The organism is Methylomonas sp. HW2-6, from assembly GCF_052474525.1.
The window spans coordinates 1488267-1506063 of the sequence record NZ_CP184124.1 but is presented as its reverse complement, the minus strand read 5'-3'; the positions used below and the strand labels follow the sequence as shown (position 1 = coordinate 1506063).

The 17797-nt window shown below is 57.8% G+C and carries 19 protein-coding genes and 1 pseudogene; 16 read left to right on the top strand and 4 right to left on the bottom strand.

Annotated features, from left to right (window positions below):
• The first annotated feature begins 46 nt into the window (after positions 1-46).
• The 14 genes from ACH518_RS08005 to ACH518_RS07940 all read left to right on the top strand — a co-directional run bounded on the left by ACH518_RS08005 (position 47) and on the right by ACH518_RS07940 (position 10892).
• Positions 47-325: a hypothetical protein gene (locus ACH518_RS08005; RefSeq protein ID WP_140910832.1), complete on the top strand. Its 279-nt coding sequence runs from the start codon at positions 47-49 to the stop codon at positions 323-325.
• Positions 326-333: 8 nt separating this feature from the next.
• Positions 334-510 carry a hemin uptake protein HemP gene (gene hemP / locus ACH518_RS08000; RefSeq protein WP_445372514.1) on the top strand — a complete coding sequence of 59 codons (177 nt, stop codon included), beginning with the start codon at positions 334-336 and terminating at the stop codon, positions 508-510.
• Positions 511-586: 76 nt separating this feature from the next.
• Positions 587-1366, top strand: a complete 780-nt coding sequence (locus ACH518_RS07995) for an energy transducer TonB (RefSeq protein ID WP_445372513.1) — start codon at positions 587-589, stop codon at positions 1364-1366.
• 4 nt (positions 1367-1370) lie between these two features.
• Positions 1371-2114 (top strand): MotA/TolQ/ExbB proton channel family protein, encoded by a 744-nt coding sequence (locus tag ACH518_RS07990; RefSeq protein WP_445372512.1) that lies wholly within the window; start codon positions 1371-1373, stop codon positions 2112-2114.
• Entirely contained in the window at positions 2114-2539 is a 426-nt protein-coding gene (locus tag ACH518_RS07985) for an ExbD/TolR family protein (protein ID WP_445372511.1), read from the top strand. Before ACH518_RS07990 ends, ACH518_RS07985 begins: the two co-directional genes overlap by 1 nt.
• Positions 2540-2581: 42 nt before the next feature.
• Positions 2582-2710: a hypothetical protein gene (locus ACH518_RS07980; protein ID WP_445372510.1), complete on the top strand. Its 129-nt coding sequence runs from the start codon at positions 2582-2584 to the stop codon at positions 2708-2710.
• A gap of 102 nt (positions 2711-2812) precedes the next feature.
• Complete coding sequence (locus tag ACH518_RS07975) at positions 2813-5257, top strand: TonB-dependent hemoglobin/transferrin/lactoferrin family receptor (protein ID WP_445372509.1); 2445 nt, start codon at positions 2813-2815, stop codon at positions 5255-5257.
• 14 nt (positions 5258-5271) lie between these two features.
• Positions 5272-5517 carry a hypothetical protein gene (locus ACH518_RS07970; protein ID WP_445372508.1) on the top strand — a complete coding sequence of 82 codons (246 nt, stop codon included), beginning with the start codon at positions 5272-5274 and terminating at the stop codon, positions 5515-5517.
• A gap of 140 nt (positions 5518-5657) precedes the next feature.
• On the top strand, positions 5658-6389 hold the full coding sequence (locus ACH518_RS07965) for a VPLPA-CTERM sorting domain-containing protein (protein ID WP_445372507.1): 732 nt from the start codon (positions 5658-5660) through the stop codon (positions 6387-6389).
• A 91-nt stretch (positions 6390-6480) separates the two neighbouring features.
• Positions 6481-7497: a ChuX/HutX family heme-like substrate-binding protein gene (locus ACH518_RS07960; protein WP_140910840.1), complete on the top strand. Its 1017-nt coding sequence runs from the start codon at positions 6481-6483 to the stop codon at positions 7495-7497.
• Between the two features lie 33 nt (positions 7498-7530).
• Positions 7531-8067: a HugZ family pyridoxamine 5'-phosphate oxidase gene (locus ACH518_RS07955; protein WP_445372506.1), complete on the top strand. Its 537-nt coding sequence runs from the start codon at positions 7531-7533 to the stop codon at positions 8065-8067.
• A 17-nt stretch (positions 8068-8084) separates the two neighbouring features.
• Entirely contained in the window at positions 8085-8984 is a 900-nt protein-coding gene (locus ACH518_RS07950; protein ID WP_445372505.1) for a heme/hemin ABC transporter substrate-binding protein, read from the top strand.
• The gene (locus tag ACH518_RS07945; RefSeq protein ID WP_445372504.1) at positions 8981-10075 is read left to right on the top strand and encodes a FecCD family ABC transporter permease; all 1095 of its coding nucleotides are present in this window, start codon (positions 8981-8983) and stop codon (positions 10073-10075) included. The genes ACH518_RS07950 and ACH518_RS07945 overlap by 4 nt, the downstream gene beginning before the upstream one ends.
• Before the next feature lie 4 nt (positions 10076-10079).
• Positions 10080-10892 (top strand): heme ABC transporter ATP-binding protein, encoded by an 813-nt coding sequence (locus ACH518_RS07940; protein WP_445372983.1) that lies wholly within the window; start codon positions 10080-10082, stop codon positions 10890-10892.
• A 368-nt stretch (positions 10893-11260) separates the two neighbouring features.
• Here ACH518_RS07940 and ACH518_RS07935 read toward each other — a convergent pair whose 3' ends face one another.
• The 4 genes and pseudogenes from ACH518_RS07935 to ACH518_RS07920 all read right to left on the bottom strand — a co-directional run bounded on the left by ACH518_RS07935 (position 11261) and on the right by ACH518_RS07920 (position 16243).
• Complete coding sequence (locus ACH518_RS07935; protein ID WP_445372982.1) at positions 11261-14047, bottom strand: iron-containing redox enzyme family protein; 2787 nt, start codon at positions 14045-14047, stop codon at positions 11261-11263.
• An 18-nt stretch (positions 14048-14065) separates the two neighbouring features.
• Positions 14066-14374, bottom strand: a pseudogene (locus ACH518_RS07930) (WD40/YVTN/BNR-like repeat-containing protein); the annotation flags it as partial.
• A 392-nt stretch (positions 14375-14766) separates the two neighbouring features.
• Positions 14767-15726, bottom strand: coding sequence for a hypothetical protein (locus ACH518_RS07925; protein ID WP_445372503.1), 960 nt, complete (start codon positions 15724-15726; stop codon positions 14767-14769).
• Between the two features lie 61 nt (positions 15727-15787).
• Entirely contained in the window at positions 15788-16243 is a 456-nt protein-coding gene (locus ACH518_RS07920; protein ID WP_445372502.1) for a hypothetical protein, read from the bottom strand.
• Between the two features lie 755 nt (positions 16244-16998).
• On the opposite strand from ACH518_RS07920, the gene ACH518_RS07915 reads away from it, so the two are divergent.
• Positions 16999-17205, top strand: a complete 207-nt coding sequence (locus ACH518_RS07915) for a phage integrase N-terminal SAM-like domain-containing protein (RefSeq protein WP_445372501.1) — start codon at positions 16999-17001, stop codon at positions 17203-17205.
• Entirely contained in the window at positions 17135-17638 is a 504-nt protein-coding gene (locus tag ACH518_RS07910) for a tyrosine-type recombinase/integrase (protein ID WP_445372981.1), read from the top strand. The genes ACH518_RS07915 and ACH518_RS07910 overlap by 71 nt, the downstream gene beginning before the upstream one ends.
• Positions 17639-17797: the final 159 nt, after the last annotated feature.

Here is a 17797-nt window from a genome sequence, read left to right as displayed (position 1 = left end):
AACAGTAAAGCGGCCGCCGGGTTAGCACCCTGATAACGAGGTCTCTATGGACGAAGCCGAAACCACGGCCGGATCACAAGCGGAATTGACCCGGTTGCATGCGACCACTTGCCTGTTGATGACTCAGTTCATCAGCGGCCGGCACTGCCCGAAACTGTCGCAGCAGATCGTCAGCCAGCTCGGCCATTTGTTATCCCATCCGCAATCGCAAACGCGGTCCGAAAGCCGCGAGCTATACCAACAACTACTGACGCACTGGCAAGGAGTGACCCAACAATTGATAGACCATAAGCAGCAACAGCGGCAAACCGCCGTTTACCACTGAACCTTGTTATGAATGAGCTTAACCCTAAAAACAAAGACGTTCGAATCGCCGCCACCGTCGCCAACCGCCCGCGTATCACTACCCGCGAGTTGTTCGCCGCCCAGAGCGAAGTGATTATCGAGCACCAAGGCGAAGAATATCGCTTACGCATCACCAGCAACGGCAAATTGATTTTGACCAAATAAACCGTAGTACCGCATAGCCAGCCAACCGGACGGTAGCCAGCCAAGCGTAACCAACCCACGCAATAGTCGAGGCTATATGACCGTCAATCTGTGTTTTCTACAAGCCAGCGCCGTAGCAACCAGTCCGCAACGGCAACCCGCGTTCCGCCATGCCGGTTCGCAGCCGCAGCCTTCAGCATCCGGCCATTGGCTGGGCCTGAGCTTAGTCCTTGCCTTGCACATTGCCGGTCTATGCCTGATTCCGGACAGCCAGCCCGAACCCAAAATCACGCCGCCGCAGGCCATCATGGTGAATTGGATCGCCGCACCGGCCGCCAAAGCGCCTACTCCGGCTCCGCCGCCGGCCGCCGCCCAAGCGAAACCGGAAGCGGTCAAACCCAAAACCAAACCCTTGCCTCAGGCTGCCAAACCGAAACCGATACTGGCCACGCCCAGCGAAACCGCCTCGCCGATCAGCATGCCGGCCGAACCGCTGCCCGCACCCGAGCTGCCGGCACCTGCCGCCGTTTCGACAGCAGAAGCCACACCGGCCGCAGCCAAAACCAGCGAAACCGACAACAATCAGGCGCCATTGACCCTGCCCAATCTGAACGCCGACTACCTGAACAACCCGCCGCCGGCCTACCCGCCGATCTCCCGCCAATTGGGTGAACAAGGCAAAGTCTATTTGCGGGTCTTGGTCAATGTCGAAGGCAACGTCGATCAAGTCACGTTACGCAAAACCAGCGGCCACGAACGCCTGGACGCCGCTGCCCAGGAAACCGTCAAAAAATGGCGTTTCGTGCCGGCCAAACGCGCCGAACAAGCCGTCGCCGCTTGGGTGGTAGTACCGATTTCATTCAGCCTTGAGGGATAAAGCCATGTCGTTCAACCAAAATCTCAGTCATTTTTTGTCGCAAAGCGACGCCGTCGGCCAAACCCTGTTCGGGCTGCTGCTGGTGATGTCGGTCACCAGTTGGTATTTTATCGCCGTCAAAGCCTGGCAAGGCTTGCAGGCGCGGCGAAGCAGCAAACAATTCCTGAACCAATTCTGGAATGCCGCCTCGCTGGACGAAGTGGCGCACTCGCTGCACCAACACCGCGACGACGAACCGTTTTCGCATCTGGCATACCACGCTATCAGCGCCAGCCGCCACCACGCCAAGCACGGCAAACAACGCCTGCAGGAAGCCGGTTCGGCCAGCGAATTCCTGACCCGCGCCATGCGCCGGGTCATCGACGAGGAAACCGCCAAGCTGGAATGGGGCCTGACCGTACTGGCCTCGATCGCCAGCACCGCACCGTTCGTCGGCTTGTTCGGCACGGTCTGGGGTGTTTACCACGCCTTGATCGGCATCGGCCAAAGCGGCCAGGGTTCGCTGGAACAAATCGCCGGCCCGGTCGGCGAAGCGCTGATCATGACCGGCCTGGGCTTGGCCGTCGCCATCCCGGCCGTGCTGGCCTACAACGATTGCGTCCGTTCCAACCGGGTATTGCTGGCGCAACTCGATGCCTTCGCCCACGACCTGTTTGCGTTTCTGACCACTGGTTCGGCGATCGCATCCAGCGCCCAGCCGGTCAATACCGCGCAGAAACTGACGCTGGTTAGCGTGGGAGCGGAATAATGGCCTTCGGCAACTTCGACCAAAACAAAGCCGGCGGCCATTCGATGGCCGAAATCAACATGGTGCCGCTGATCGACGTGATGCTGGTGCTGCTGGTGATCTTCATGATCACGGCGCCGATGATGACCCACAGCGTCAAAATCGATCTGCCCAAAGCCAGCAGCCAGGTGCAACCGCCAACACCGGTCGAGCCGGTGAATCTGGCGATAAATGCCGACGGCCAATTGTTCTGGAACCGGGAAGCCGTCAGCCGCGAGCAATTGCAACAACGCTTGCAGCCGCTGGGCCAGCAAGCCGACGCCCCGGAAGTGCATATCCGCGCCGACCGCAACGTGGCTTACCACTTTATCGCCGAAACTCTGGCCGATGCGGCGAATGCCGGCGTCAGCAAGATCGGTTTCGTCTCGGAGCCGGATCAAAAATAGTAAGGAAAATTCCGACCGCTTTCGTGCCGCTGCAAACCGGCGGTGAACAACCGAGCACTGGTAGCAACGATGCCGCCAGCCGTTGCGCCGATCTGCCCGGCGCCGGCCTGCGCGGTGCAGGACACCGACAAGGACCCGTCGGCTGACAAGGATGTCACCCTACACGGATAAATTAACAGCCGGCACCGAATAGCCGGCAAGCAGTACCAACCGAAACAACCCGCCAGCCCCCTAGCCGTCGCGCCAGGCAGCCAGCAGTAACCACTGTATGCCATGGCAACCAAACTGAATTACTCATCGACAACACTCGGCCGCTGCCCCTATGCGGCCTGCGCCGAATCTGCCGAGACTTGCAGCCGCGCCGCACTGTGCACGCTGCTATGGCTGCTGGCCGCTACACCGTTGGCGGCCGAACCGGTCGAACCCGAAGTCGTCGAGGCGCCCGAAGAACTCGAGCTGGAAACCGTCACGGTCAAAGTTCAAGCCGAAAAACCGGCCGCCGCGCCGCCCGGCACCCAATCGACGATAGACGCCAAAACCATCGAGCAACGCATGGTCCGCAATATCAAGGATTTGATTCGTTACGAACCCGGCGTCAACGTCGGTAACGATCCGCAGCGCTTCGGCGCCAGCGGTTTTACGATCCGCGGCCTGGGCGGCAACCGGGTGTTGATGCAGATCGACGGCGTGCGGCTGCCGGAAGCTTTCAGTATCGGCTCGTTCGCCAACGCCACTCGCAACGCGGTGGACATGGACGCGCTGAAGGCGGTGGAAATCGTGCGCGGCTCGGGCTCGGCCTATTACGGCGGCGACGCCATGGGCGGTACGGTCAATTTCGTCACCAAAGACCCGCGGGACTACTTGAACGTGTTCGGCAAGGACTATTACACCGGCCTGAAACTGAACTACAACACCACCGATAACGGCTTTACCCAAACCGCCACCGTCGCTAGCGCACTGGGCGGCTGGGAGAGCATGGCGTTATTCACGCACATGGCCAGCAACGAAACCGACAACAAAGGCGACATCGATACGATGGGCGGCGACCGCACCACCCCCAGCCCGCAGGATAACCAAAGCTACAACCTGCTGGCCAAACTGCTGTACCGCTTTAACGACGACAACGTGCTACGCCTGACCGGCGAATGGCTGGACAGCCAATCCGATGTGGATGCCCTGTATCTACGCGGCCCCGACATTAGTCTGCGCACGGTCAACAGCATGCTGACCACCGATACGCAGTCGCGCCGGCGGCTAACGCTGGACCACACCCTGAAGCATCTGGACACAGCATTCGTCGATGATGCCATGTGGAAGTTTTACACCCAAAAATCCGCCACCGGCCAAGTGACCCTGCAAGACCGCACCGCGAGAACCGACGGCAATACGCTCACCGAACGGATTTTCGATTTCGCCAATGACGATTTCGGCGGCGAGTTGAAACTGGGCAAAAACTTTGACTGGGCGGACACGCACCACACAGTGCACTACGGCGGCCAAATCAGCCAAAACAGCATCGCCCAGTTACGAGACGGCAGTTATACCTGCATCAGCGGATCATTTCACCCGGTCAGCGGCCTGCCCACTGCCACCTGCCCCAAAGGCAGAATCAGCAAAACCGTCACACCTGACGAATTTCCGGTGCGGGATTTTCCACTATCCACCGTCACCAAGGCCGGGGCTTACATCGAGGATAACATCGGCTTACTCGACAAACGCATCGAACTGATTCCGGGCGGCCGCTTCGAATATTTCCGCTTGTTGCCAAAAGTGGATTACCTGTTTCAAAAAGCCTCGGATGCGGCGGTTGCAGAAGGTGCCGATCCGATTGTGCCCAGCGTCATCGACGCGCATGCTTTCCTGCCCAAATTCGGCGCCTTGCTGCACCTTAACGATATTTTTACCGTGCACGGGCAATACAGCCACGGCTTTCGCGGCCCGAATTTTAGCGAGAGCAACCTCGGCTTTACCAATGTCACCGGCGGATACGCCAATCTACCGAATTACAACATCCAACCCGAAACCAGCGTCGGCGCCGAAGTAGGTCTGCGCGGCCAAGGCGCGGCCGGACAATTCGACGTGAGCTTGTTCCGCAACGATTACGAACAATTCATCTACAACGCGGTGATTTGCAACCCAGCCACAGCGTCTTGTCCGCCGCTAGGCTTTACTACTTATCAGAACATCAATAGCCCAGACCCGATTCGGATTCAGGGTATCGAAGTAAAAAGCCAGCTTTATTTGGACTGGTTAAATCCCGCTCTGATGGGGACCAGCCTGCTGTTTAGCGGCTCATACCTAGAAGGTCGGAATCTTCATACCCAACGTAGCGACGACGATGCCCTAAGACAAATCAGCCCAATGAAGGCGGTCATCGGGCTGCGCTACGCCCAACCCGACGGCAATTGGGGCACAGAATTGAATCTGACCCTGGTCAGCACCAAGCAGCGGCGGACCGCGCCCAGCGACGCCCTGTTTCTACCCAGCGGCTACGGCGTGATCGATTTCAACGCCTATTACCACATCAGCCGCCATTTATCTTTCAACGTGGGGTTATTCAACCTGTTGGACAAAAAATATATCGACTGGGAAGACATCAACACCCGCGCCGGCGACCCGCATAGCACGCTGGGCAATTTCGCCGATGCCCGCTATTGGGCCGACCGCTATTCCCGGCCGGGCCGCAACCTCGGCGTCTCCATGAAACTGGCATTTTGATCGAGGACAAACCGATGAGCACAACAGCCAGGGCCAAACAGGCGGCCCAACGCAAACTGGAAACCCTGTTCGGCGAACTGCTGGACCACGACGGTTTCGGCGATTTGCGGGTGGAAATGCGCCTGCTGAAACGCGGCCAGAAGGAAGTGATTATTTACTGCGGCAAACAGTACCGCTACGTCGTGGACTTTCAAGCACGGGATGCGGCCAGGGTAAATCGCGCGGCGCAATCCGCTGCGGAGCCGGGAAAACCGGATTGATTTTTAAATTTCCGCCACCGCAACCACAGACGCGGATCGCCGGCACGGGGCCGAAACGGCGGAAACAATTTTTGGCAAAACCGGCGCGGCGTCTTCACGGCGAAGAGCAACGCTAATTCAATCAAGCATAGGAAAACATTATGAAAGCGACTCATCAACTGACTTTGATCGCCGGCCTGTTATCGCTGTCCGGCGCGGCCTTCGCGGATATCACCAACGGCCCGAATCCCTACGCCGCCGGCTACGGTTTCGACACACCCACCGAAGCGACTTGGGGCGGCTGGACTCGCGGCGATGCCGGCACGCTCTACGCCGAATGGGATACCTTTGTTGACAACTCCTATCCCGGTACTCGCACCGCCGCACCCGATGTCGGCAGCGCCGGCAGCAGCAACGCCAATATCGCCTGGAATGCCGGTACCTTCGCCGCCGGGTCGGGCAATCTCTACAGCTTCAGTGTCATTGAAGACTTCACGGCGTCGTTAAGCGGCAGCACGGCGTCAGGCCCGCTACGCGTAGCCCTGCAATTCGAAACCTGGGGCGTACCAATGGATTACGACAGCATTTTGCTGAACGGCGCTGCGCCGACCTATGTCGACACGACCTATTTCGAGGCCAACTATGCCACTTCTTTCGGCCCTGTCGATCTGGTCCAGTATCTGGCGATCTGGGATCTGCCAACCGCGGCGGCCAGTTACGCATTCGACTTCAACAGCGCCGAACACAGCATGAGCCTGGCCCAGATCGCAATCGACATCGGCCCGAATACCGGCCCAATTTCCGGGGTACCGCTGCCGGCCGCAGTGTGGATGTTCGGCGCCGGACTGATGGCCGTACTGGGCGTCAATCGTAAAAAAGGCTTGGCGGCCTAGGCCGCCGTTTGCGCTTGGCGCCGTCGGCGCCAAGCCCGACTACCGCGATGCCCGCCACAGCGGCATCGCATTTTAGCAACCGGAGTTAAACATGATGCTGAATACGACCGCTACCCAAAACGCCAGCGCCGCCTACGAATTGAAACTGGCCTGGCGCGACCTGTTGGCCGACCACCCCCATCTGCGGCCGCGCGACGCAGCCAGCAGCCTTGGCGTCAGCGAGGCCGAACTGGTCGCGACCGGCTGCGGCGACAACGCCGTCCGGCTGCGTCCGGACTGGCCGGCTCTGATCGATGCCGTCGGCGGGCTCGGACCGGTGATGGCCTTGACCCGCAACGACGTTGCCGTACACGAAAAAACCGGCCGGTACGAGCGGCTGCGTTTGTGCGGCGATCTGCTGTTGGTGTCCGGGCATAACCTAGAACTGTGTCTGCTGACCGGCCGCTGGCATTCCGGCTACGCGGTGACCGAGCAAAGCCGGATCGGTCCGCGGCAGAGCCTGCAGTTTTTCGACGCAGAAGGCGAGGCCGTGCACAAGATCTACCTGACCGAACAGTCCGATGCCGGGCGTTACCGGCGCTTGGTCGCCACCTTCGCCGCCGCCGACCAAGCGCCGACGGTGGAGCCCCTGAATATTTCCAGACCCGCCGATATCGACTGGGCGACAACCGAGCGCCTGCCGGAGTTATGGCAACGTCTGAGCCGGCCGCTGGCCGGCAGGCTGCAAACCGTCGGCTTCATCTCCGGGCAACAATTCCGGGAACTGCTGCAGCAATTGGCGCGGCTGGCGATGCCGCTGCAAATCCTGGTCCCCAGCCCCGGCACGCTGCAGTTGCACACCGGCCCGGTGCAGAACCTGCGGATTACCGAGCCTTGGTTCAACGTGCTGGATCAGGGCTTCAATTTGCATCTGAACGAAAAAGGCGTGGCCGAGACCGCCATCATCCAGCTCGGCCACGGCCGGCACACGCTGCGCGGTTTGCTGTTACGCGACCGCCTCGGCTACACCGCGGCGACCGTTTTCGGCGCTTACGACCCCGTCGACGGTGAGAGTCTGTTGTGGCAGGAATTCATCGACGCCCTGCCCGGCAATCGTATTTTCAATTAACAGCCCGGTCGTCTCCGGGCACAGGATAAGACCATGAATCCAAAAACGATAGACCTCGACCAAATCCGCCAAAGCTACAGCGCGTTGGCGCAAAGCTTTTCCTCGGTCTTGCTGGCCACCGTCAGCGCCGACGGCGAACCCGAAGCCAGTTATGCCGCCTATCTGCAACACGACGGCGACTACTACATCTACGTCAGCGAGCTGTCGGCCCACACCCGTAACTTGCTCGCCAACGGCAAGGTCTGCTTGCTGTTCCTTGAGGACGAGGACAAAGCCATGCATCTGTTCGCCCGCCAGCGCGTCACCTACCACTGCAAGGCCGGCGAAATCGACCGCGACAGCGCCGCCTTCGAAAACCTGATGAGTCTGTTCGAAGAAAAATTCGGCGCCTTCATCCGTCAGTTGCAGAGCATGCAGGACTTCCATTTGTTCCGCATCCAGCCGCAGCGCGGCAGCTTTGTGCAAGGCTTTGCCAAGGCTTTTGCGATAGAAGGTGACGATCTGAGCCAAATCCGCCACATGAACGATGTCGGTCACAAGTCCCGCGCACCGATCGAAGCGCCGGCATAAGCGGCAGGGATTTGCAGATGAAACTCAGCCTATCGCTAAGCCTTGCCCGCAGAAACGCGTTCGCCGCCCTAATCTGGCTGGCGGCGGCCACGCCGGTATCGGCCGCCGCACCGGCCCGCATCGTTTCGGTCGGCGGCGCGTTGACCGAGATTGTCTACGCCCTGGGCGGCGAGGAGCGTCTGGTCGGCGTCGACAGCACCAGCCTGACCCCGGACGCCGCCAAAGCGTTACCGCAAGTCGGTTACATGCGCTCGCTGTCCGCCGAAGGCGTGCTGTCGCTGCGCCCCGACTTGTTGCTGGCCAGCGCCCACGCCGGGCCACCGGCGGTATTGGCGCAATTGCACGCGGCCGGGCTGCGGATCGAAACCCTGGCCGAGGATTATTCCGCCGCCGGCATCGCCGCCAAAATCGATACGATTGCCGGCTTGCTGGAACGGCCCGAGCGCGGCCGGGAACTGGCCGGGCAAGTGCAAGCCGATTTCGCACGGCTGGCGCAGTGGCGCGCGCAACACAGCGAGCAACCCAAGGCCTTGTTTTTGATGGCGGTCGCCCACGGCGCACCGCTGGCGTCCGGCCGTGGCACCGCCGCCGATGCGGTGTTGGAACTGGTCGGCGCCCGCAATGCCGCCGCTGAATTGCAAGGTAACAAACCTATCAGTACCGAGGCGATGATCGCTGCCGCGCCGGAGGTGATTTTGTTGACCGATGTCGCCGCCAATGCCATCGGCGGCCTGGACGCGTTCTACCGACAACCCGGCATTGCTCAAACTCCGGCCGGACGGAACCGCAACATCCGGGTTGTCGATACCTTGGCCTTGCTCGGCTTTGGTTTGCACAGCGGGCAGGCCATCCTGGAACTGGCGATGCAATTGCACGGCGAGCCGGCGGTTGCCGCCGACGCGGGAGCCAATCGATGACTGCCTGTTCCGCAACCCAGGCCGCCAGACCGAGCCAGTGGCTGAAACCGGCCTTGAGCCGGGCCAGCCTGTGTTGGCTGCTGGCGCTCCTATTGGGTTTGGCGGCCTTGGCTGCGCTGGGTAGCGGCGCGGTGGCGATCTCGGCCGGCCAGGCCACCGCGATTGTTGCCGACCGCTTCGGTATCGCCCTGCCCTGGCCCTTCGCCGCCGAACAACAAGCGGTGTTGTTGGCGATCCGCGCACCGCGTCTGGTGCTTGGCCTGCTGGTCGGCGCCGCCTTGGCCGCATCCGGCGCGGCGATGCAGGGCTTATTCCGCAACCCGCTGGCCGATCCGGGCTTGATCGGCGTCTCCAGCGGTGCGGCGCTGGCCGCGGTGGCGGTGATCGTGCTGCGCGACAGCTGGTTCGGCGCGCTGGCCGGCGCATTCGGCGCCTATTTGTTGCCGGTCGCGGCCATTGCCGGCGGCTTTGGCGTCAGTTGGCTGGTGTACCGGCTGGCCGACAGCGGCGACCGGCTGGACGTGGCCTCACTGTTGTTATCCGGCATCGCCATCAACGCCCTGGCCGGCTCCGCCACCGGCCTGCTGGTTTATCTGGCCGACGACGACCAATTGCGCAGCTTGACCTTCTGGAGCCTGGGCAGCCTGAACGGTGCCGGCTGGGACAGCGTCATGTTGGGTGCGCCGTTTTTACTGGCGAATCTGCTGCTGTTACCGTGGCTGGCCGACGCGCTGAACGCATTGCTGCTCGGCGAGGCCGAAGCCGGCCATCTCGGTTTTCCGGTGGAACGGATCAAGACCGGGGTGGTGGCTTTGGTCGCGCTCGGTGTCGGCGCCGCGGTGGCCTTGTCCGGCGTGATCGGCTTCGTCGGCCTGGTGGTGCCGCATCTGTTGCGGCTGGCGTTGGGTCCGGATCACCGCTGGCTGTTGCCGGCTTCCGGCTTGCTCGGTGCCTTGTTGCTGATCTGCGCCGACTATCTGGCCCGCAGCTTGGCGGCGCCGGCCGAGATTCCGATCGGCATCGTCACCGGCCTGCTCGGCAGTCCGTTTTTTCTGTGGCTGCTGTTTCGGCAAAAACTGATGGGGCGTTGACATGCTGCAAGCGATCGATCTGAACTTGCGCGCCGGCCCGAAAACCTTGCTGGCCGGCGTGACGCTGGAACTGCGTCCCGGCGAAGTGTTAGCCGTGGCCGGCCCCAACGGCGCCGGCAAATCCAGCCTGCTGCGGGCCTTGAGCGGCGAACTGGCGCCGAGCGCCGGCCAAGTGCTGATGAACGGCCGGCCGCTGGCCGACTGGCCGCCCAAGCAAGCGGCGCGTTTGCGCGGGGTGTTGCCGCAAAGTTCCGGACTGGCCTTCCGCTTTAGCGTGCGTGACGTGGTTTTGATGGGCCGCAGCCCGCAACGTAAAACCCACAGCGCCGCGCAAAATCTAGCCATCGCCGACCAAGCTTTAGCGCTGACCGACACCGGCCATCTGGCCGAGCGCATCTACACCACGTTGTCCGGCGGCGAGCGGCAACGGGTGCAATTGGCGCGGGTGCTGGCGCAAATCTGGGAGCCGCAACACCCGCTGCAGCGTTATTTGCTGCTGGACGAACCTACCTCCGCGCTGGATCTGGCCCACCAACACGCCGTGTTAGCCATCGCCCGCCGTTTTGCCGACCGGCAACAGGCCGGGGTATTGGCGGTGTTACACGACCTGAACCTGGCCGCGCTCTACGCCGACCGCATCGCCCTGCTGCACCAGGGCCGCTTGACCGCCATCGGCACCCCGGCGCAAACCTTGAACAGCACGTCGATCCGGCAAGTGTTCGACTACCCGGTCAGCATCGCCAGCCACCCGCAACACCCGCAGGCGCTGTTAGTAATACCGCAACGGCAAGCCGCGCCCGGCATGCCGGCGCAATGAGAGCGTCGGTCCATGCGGCTGACGCTCACTTGAGCGGAGGAATACCGGTTTTAGCGTGTTCGGATGAATGCGTTAACAAAAGCCGCCAGGGATGGCGGCACCTTTTTGTGAGAGACCAACGGCTAAGGGGCTTGGAGGCTGTGGATTGGAGGTGGAGCAGATAACGAAGACTGTGACGCTAACGACCCCTAGTTGACAGTCGGTGCTTTGCGCTCTATGTCCGTTGGTATTCAATTAGTTGCCATTCAACGCGAGCATCAGCGGCGGCGCGTAGCGCCGTCCGTTAGATGCTTTTGTTAGGCAGTGGAATCCCTGCCTAGGCGCGCGTCCTCCACCGACTCAGGAGCTCCACGCTTTGTACGGTCAAATTAGTGGACCGAACCTTGCCCAATGAAAGAGCGCTTGTCGAGCAGCGTCAAAGTACCGTCATCGGTCATGCCTTTACTGTCCAAAGCCAGTTGCGTTCCAGTCGGTTCGGGCGGGGTAGCCCCCGCTAAGATCCATTGCCTAACTGTCTCAACGTCTTCGGCGGCGAATACTCCCTCCATGGGGCCGCCGTTTTCCATGATGCGGGTCAAGAACATACTCCGTTCGGGCTCCCCAGGGACTACCCAGCCGCCGCGAACTATGCCCCGCATCACTTCGGCGGGGTCGTCGAGAATATCAACCAAAGCGACTGGGCGGCCTTGAACGTCAGGCAAACTAAGCTTGTCGTGGGCTCGCTTGGCCACGCGTGCGTAGTTCGCAATTAGCTGGGCCATTTTTTCAGACCATGGTTGACCAGCCGGGTTGTCTGGAATAGGTTCGATGCATGGCTGTGGCTTCGCCGATAGCGACTCAAGCCAGTCGAGGATGATGTCCTTCTCTTCCTCAGTGAAGACCCGGTACATCGGACCCTCAAATGACATGAGATCAAACAGCCTGCTTCGCCGCGGGTTATCGATGTCGACAGTCTTCGTGGCAATTAGCCTGTCTAGTAACTCCTCTGGCTTCGCAAAGAGATCGTTCAGCAAAACGCCTCCGAGCATCCTTCTACCGTGAACCTGTGCCGCGACAGGCGCTTTTCTTTGGATTAGCCGGATCATTCGATCGCGATAATATGTGCTCCACTTCGGGAAGCAGTCGGGTGCCTCAGGGTTCCCGATATTGATCGACTTCTTGTCGATAAGCAGCCGTCGCTCCGCGAGCCCCTCACCGTTGAAGCCGGCCGTTGCCCATGTCACGTACCCGTTCCAGATGCGCCGCCAGTTCTCTTGCACTGCTTGGTCCCCACCCTCCTCAAGCTTGTCTGCCAAGAAGAGCTTCACCGCCTCTTTGGCGATAGCGCCATGACCTTCACTAATGTTGTCGATCGCGACGTGCAGCGAATAGAAGAGTGGGTTCATTCCGCGATTTCGAAGCATGCGCACTTTGGGCTGAAGTGTTGGGGTCGCCTCCCACTCGAGAAACAGAGTCATTCCGATTAGCTCGGGAAAGAACATCTGAGGGAACATTCCAATAACTGCCTGGAACACAGGGGTCCGCCATGCACCCGGTGCTAGATCAAGATCCAAGAAGGCGCGCGAGGTGATTGGTGGAAGATACATCCCCTGGCTGCGCAGCAAGTCTTGGTAGACATTCGAGTGATTTTGACGTGTATGTCCGTCGCCGACCTCGTCGGCCCAGATACTAAATAGCCGCGACCGGATTTCATCTGATGGTCCAGCCTGCAGAATGCCTTGAAGCCAAACGCCATCCATGAGATTGAACGGCGCTAGCTGCAGGAGTTGGTCTCGTACAACGGCATCGGAAGCACGCCCGATTCTGTAACGTTTGCCGTTGCGCCAGGTAATGACATCGCGGTCGTAAGAGTACGGCTGGTCCATGCCAGGCAGGAGGGCCTCGTAGATGGCGCGCATTCGATCATCGAACGCCTCCGGCGTATAGTCGAACGGTCTATAGAGATCGTCTGCATCGTAATCCGCGTTTGCTAGGTAAGCCCTAGCGAGCTTCAGCGCCGTCGGGCGAAACTCGGGATAATCTTCAATGTTTGCGACTCGGTAGAACGCCTCCTTTTCTTCTTCAACAGTCGGAAGGGGGAGCTTTGTCTGGTTTCCAGCGGGCAGCGTCATGAGACGAAACTCGAGCGACGAGAGGGCGTCATCAGTGCTAGCACAGACGGATACTCTCGTCTGGCCACAGTTGGGCGAGTGTAGCACGATACGGCTTTCGATTAGATCGTCAGCATTAACTCGGTAAATGAAGTGCCCCTCCGTGTCGGGAAGGCCTAGTCGAACCGGAAATCCCCATGATACATACCTCGGACCTGTAGCCGGCGCCGTCTCCTCGACGAGCGTGGCCACGTGCGAGCCAAATCGGTCCCACACGTTGACGGACAGTTGCTGAGTGCCTTCTGGCACATCAAGCAAGATGCCCAGTTCTTTCGTCACTGCTTCGGCATGCTTGTTCAGGACTAGCCGCCGCGCACCTGTAGGCGAAAAAGGCTGGCTCTGGATCGCCGTTGCAAACTCATCGTACTTATAGACGGTATCGCCGGAGGCATAGCCCACGCGCAATGGACTACCGATGAAGCGAAAACGATTTATAAACTTACCAACATGATTCGCGTTGCGCCAGGTACCACCGCCGTTGGATGTTTCGCTACTGTAACCGCCCTGGAACTGGCGATCCCCCCATCCGCCAACCCAACCATGATTTGCATCAATGAATCCAATGCCTTCGAGGTTCGCGTTGCGCTGAGCGTCGTTCACCGAAAGACGGGTCCAAGTTTTGCCATCATCAACCGACTTGAGGATTGCGCCCTCTTCGAAATTTTCAAGAGAGATGAAACCGGTGCCATCCTGAAGGAACTGGATCTTCCAGCCCCATTCGCCAAACGGAAATTCGGCGCTTTGACTAGCGAGTTGATTAACCCACGTGCTTCCGCCATCCTGCGTATAAAGGACCACAGGCTTGACCTTTGGGCGAGTCGACCCGCCCGAGCCTCCGACGACCCAGCCGTGCAGTTCATCGCGAAAATATACATCGACCAGCAGCGTGGCGTGATCGTGCATTTCGATGTGGGTCCAAGTCGCACCGCCATCAACAGACTTGATTAGAGCCGGAGGACGGTCTGGATAGTTGGTACCCGATGCGTACAGGATAGTGTCGCTCACGGCCCAGATCCCACAGATCGCGTTAGGGGTCGGCGGCAAGTTAGTTATCGGCGTCCAAGTAGTTCCCCCGTCCGTCGTCCGGTAGAGTCGATATGGACCCGAGAGTGCCCCGATCCAGCCGTGGTTTGGCGAAGTGAACGTAACACAACGGAGGTAGGTCCTCGAGGGGAAGGTATACTTGATGGCCCAGGTACTGCCACCGTCGGCGGTGTACAGCGCTTGACCGTTGCTATTTACAGCCCACCCATGCTCCTCATTCAGGAACCAAATATCGTCGGTGCGGCTCGAAGCATTTGGAGCATTGGTGGGTTTCCAAGTGAACGACATACATCCTCCTTCTGGTTGCTTTACCAGTTAGTTACGGCTAAATATTTGACTTCACACACCGATCTACGCACGCTGAAAATCTTGGAAACGGAGCGCTAGCGAAGTGAAGATTTTTAGTCCCCGATAGCCGTAGCGCCGGGCGGGTTTTCGCAGCGAAGCGGAGAAAACCTGCAAGGCATCGCGAAACGGCGTCAAGTCATGCGAGAGCCGATGTTTCGATCCCCCTGTTGGGTCGAAACGAGGTGACGCGGACGAATCGGGGCGCCGAAGGCATAAGCGGTCGCGTGATTTTTGCCGATTTTTTCCAGCAGGATGCCCGAAAAAATCTTTCGGCAAAAATAGCGACTCTCCGACCTTATTGCGCGTGTCCGGTGCGATAAGGGGTTAGATATTCAGTGGGGAGTCCCTCTGCGCCCTTTTTCTGCAAAGTATTTATAGAAGCCTATGCACTCTTCCAACACGTCTTTGTTGCTTAACCGGGATTCGCTTCCGGTTACTAATTTTGCCTTCCAGTCTGGAAACTTAAGCACGCTACGAGCTAAATGATGGAACTCATTCTCCGCTTCAAGGAAAACTAGATATGCGGCCTCGGTGCATAAAAACGACGTAATACTTGAGTTGCCAGTGGCTTTCTTGTATTCGCCAAACTTATCTGAAAGCACTGAATAGTAATTAAACCCGAATGAATTTGCCGGTATCGGGCGTGGAGCCAGTGCTTTTCTGTTTGGGTCGTTTGACTCCGTAAGCCTGAACATGATGTTTCCGATTTTGTATTGACCTGGATCTTCTTGTAAATAGATCACTTCCTTTGCATTTCCTAGGGTCATTATTCCAGAGCACTGAGCACATGACTCAAGTGAGGTGTAGACAGTTACACCTTGAAGTAACTGGCCGTAGCTACTGGATGTGGCTTCAGAGGGAGCTCCTATGTTCCAAGAGTCGTTAATTTGATTAAGGGAGAATATTCGGTTTAACAATCGTGCCTCAGCGTGCTGCGTAGAACTGTTGAATATCTCGTTGTGATTGAAATCAAAGTCGATCACAAAACCATCTCTATCAACGGCAAAAGCAGCAATGTTATGGCCGAGATAATCGCCTTTAAGGCTCTTCCCTCGCGGTACTGGCTTTTCCGGTGTGGATAGCAGTAAGTTGTTCCCGTAGTCTTTGCTGGGGGATGGTTTTTGGGAATCATCAACGCCCCGTTTATTTGAATTCCAGTTGAATGCAACCATGCTCATTAAGAGCAGTGAGTAAACATTGTGTCTCTCCATTTCTTCTGGGGAAATTAGACGTGGCGAGTCAGCCACTAATTCAGAGACGGGCTTTTTAAGATATTCGTCGAGCTTGGTCATTTGAAGATATCCTTGATCTCAACTTGCATGTATGCCGAAGCGGGTCGGCTTGAGCACAATGTTAAGTCGGGGTGTTCGTGTACCCAAGACTAGGTTCTTGCCAGAGGATTTCTGCAATTTCGATAACTTCCGAATGCTCGCCGTGATATTTTGGCATGTAATACCCCACTTCAAGTTTAGCCTCTCTGCTGTTGCAATGACTCCAGCTGAAGAACTCAACAGACACCCACCGCGCATGCTCGGTTGTTCCTTGCCCACGACCTTCTGCTCGACACCAGCCCATTGGCTCACGACCATCGAGAGGTGCTTGCACCCATTCGGCACTGCCCAGAGTGCATTGACCCTGACCCCAGGGCAGATTTCGTATGTAAGCCCGAACCCACTTAACACTAGCGACTAAGGGTAGATAAGTGGTTAAAGTGATGGACGCTGCAGTGGTGTGATGATTAGCCTTACCGATTTGCCTAGGGCCTTCAATAGAAGTTTGCACATCATCATCGAACGTTTCGGAATTCATAAAACTCTCCTTGGTAAAATATGGGAAAACAGTATCGGTTATAAGACCTAACAAGTTATTTAGCTGTTAACAATATTTCTACCACGAAACCTGGGTCGCAACAATAAATTCTGGACAGGAACTGTAAGGATTTTTCCCTTCCGTATATCATCCAAACTGAGCCAAAAGGTGAAATTGGAGGTTGTCATGTTGACTACTACCGCATTACTAAGTCAGGCGTTCGAGTCACAGCTTACCTTACACAATATTTCGGATCAGCAACGCCATAATTTTTCATAAGTGGCTTAGGTTTTATCTGGATTTTTACAATAAGTACACTTTGTACCCGAAACTTACCGCTAGCTTTGCCGGGTTTGACGAAAAACTGAAGATCAAGGGGCAGTCCGATGCGCAAAGAATGGAAGCTCGCCGGAATTTTGCGATTTATTACCGAAAGATTGGCACTCTTCAATCGCCGTCAGCACGGTCCGGCAATTTAACCGCTAACAATCCACTGCCTTCGACGTCTTCAGGCACGCCGGAATCCCAGCTCTTCCAGTCAGGTCAGTCTGTCTGTGACAAAACGGGAAATGCCACTGTCTTGAGTGACGGGTCAGCCGCTAAAATTGACCGGTGCCAACTGGGAAGCCATTTATGAGCAACTGAAGAACGCTATCAAGGTACTCCATTGTTCGAACAACACATGGCAAGCCTACCACTATTGGCTACAGTAGTTTCAAACCTTTACCAAGAGCAAAGATGCCGGCTTGTTAGGCATGGACGAAGTCAAAGGCTTTTTGAGTCATCTCGCTGTGAACAAACAGGTCACGGCGTCTAGCCAGAATCAAGCCTTCAATGGGCTACTGTTTTTATTCAAGAACATGTTACAAAAGGAGTTTGGCAAGGTTGAAGGTGTTGACCGTGCACGATGGCAAAGGCCAAAAAGAACGTACCCTGCCTATGCCATCAATGTTGACGGATAAGATTGCCGCCCAACTAGAGCAAGTGGCGGCGTTGCATGAACTGGATTTGGCGGCGAACACCGTCGGTGTCTTCTTGCCCAAAGCGCTGGATGGCAAATATAAAAACGCCCCCAAAGAATTTGCCTGGCAATGGTTGTTCCCTGCAAAGTCGAATACCCTGGTTCCTTCCAATGAAGAGTATCGGCGTTGGCATTTGCAGGAGTCTCATGTGCAACAAGCCCTTAAACTCGCGGTGCGCAGAAGCCGAATTGCCAAACGTGCATCGGTGCAAACGTTTCGCCATAGCTTTGCCAGTCATCTCCCACAAGCCAACGTCGATATTCGCACCATTCAAGAACTATTAGGTCACAGAGATTTGCGAACGACCATGATCTACACGCTTACCGTGCCCAGTGGGACAATCAAGGACGCAAAAAGCCCTCTGGATTTATGATGCAACCATCGGCGGCAATGGACTCGTTTGCCGTCATTCCGCAATGAGTGTTCTGTGGCGGCTCTTGGCCGATCACTACCCTCGGCAGCCGTAAGATGCACTTATCGGATGTAACGAACAACGAGATACTCATCGTTCGCGAGTTACCTCGATTGAAGC

Coding starts and splice junctions, on each gene's coding strand:
- ACH518_RS08005 (WP_140910832.1), top strand. CDS start 47: ATGGACGAAGCCGAAACCACGGCCGGATCACAAGCGGAATTGACCCGG.
- hemP (WP_445372514.1), top strand. CDS start 334: ATGAATGAGCTTAACCCTAAAAACAAAGACGTTCGAATCGCCGCCACC.
- ACH518_RS07995 (WP_445372513.1), top strand. CDS start 587: ATGACCGTCAATCTGTGTTTTCTACAAGCCAGCGCCGTAGCAACCAGT.
- ACH518_RS07990 (WP_445372512.1), top strand. CDS start 1,371: ATGTCGTTCAACCAAAATCTCAGTCATTTTTTGTCGCAAAGCGACGCC.
- ACH518_RS07985 (WP_445372511.1), top strand. CDS start 2,114: ATGGCCTTCGGCAACTTCGACCAAAACAAAGCCGGCGGCCATTCGATG.
- ACH518_RS07975 (WP_445372509.1), top strand. CDS start 2,813: ATGGCAACCAAACTGAATTACTCATCGACAACACTCGGCCGCTGCCCC.
- ACH518_RS07970 (WP_445372508.1), top strand. CDS start 5,272: ATGAGCACAACAGCCAGGGCCAAACAGGCGGCCCAACGCAAACTGGAA.
- ACH518_RS07965 (WP_445372507.1), top strand. CDS start 5,658: ATGAAAGCGACTCATCAACTGACTTTGATCGCCGGCCTGTTATCGCTG.
- ACH518_RS07960 (WP_140910840.1), top strand. CDS start 6,481: ATGATGCTGAATACGACCGCTACCCAAAACGCCAGCGCCGCCTACGAA.
- ACH518_RS07955 (WP_445372506.1), top strand. CDS start 7,531: ATGAATCCAAAAACGATAGACCTCGACCAAATCCGCCAAAGCTACAGC.
- ACH518_RS07950 (WP_445372505.1), top strand. CDS start 8,085: ATGAAACTCAGCCTATCGCTAAGCCTTGCCCGCAGAAACGCGTTCGCC.
- ACH518_RS07945 (WP_445372504.1), top strand. CDS start 8,981: ATGACTGCCTGTTCCGCAACCCAGGCCGCCAGACCGAGCCAGTGGCTG.
- ACH518_RS07925 (WP_445372503.1), bottom strand. CDS start 15,726: ATGACCAAGCTCGACGAATATCTTAAAAAGCCCGTCTCTGAATTAGTG.
- ACH518_RS07920 (WP_445372502.1), bottom strand. CDS start 16,243: ATGAATTCCGAAACGTTCGATGATGATGTGCAAACTTCTATTGAAGGC.
- ACH518_RS07915 (WP_445372501.1), top strand. CDS start 16,999: ATGGACGAAGTCAAAGGCTTTTTGAGTCATCTCGCTGTGAACAAACAG.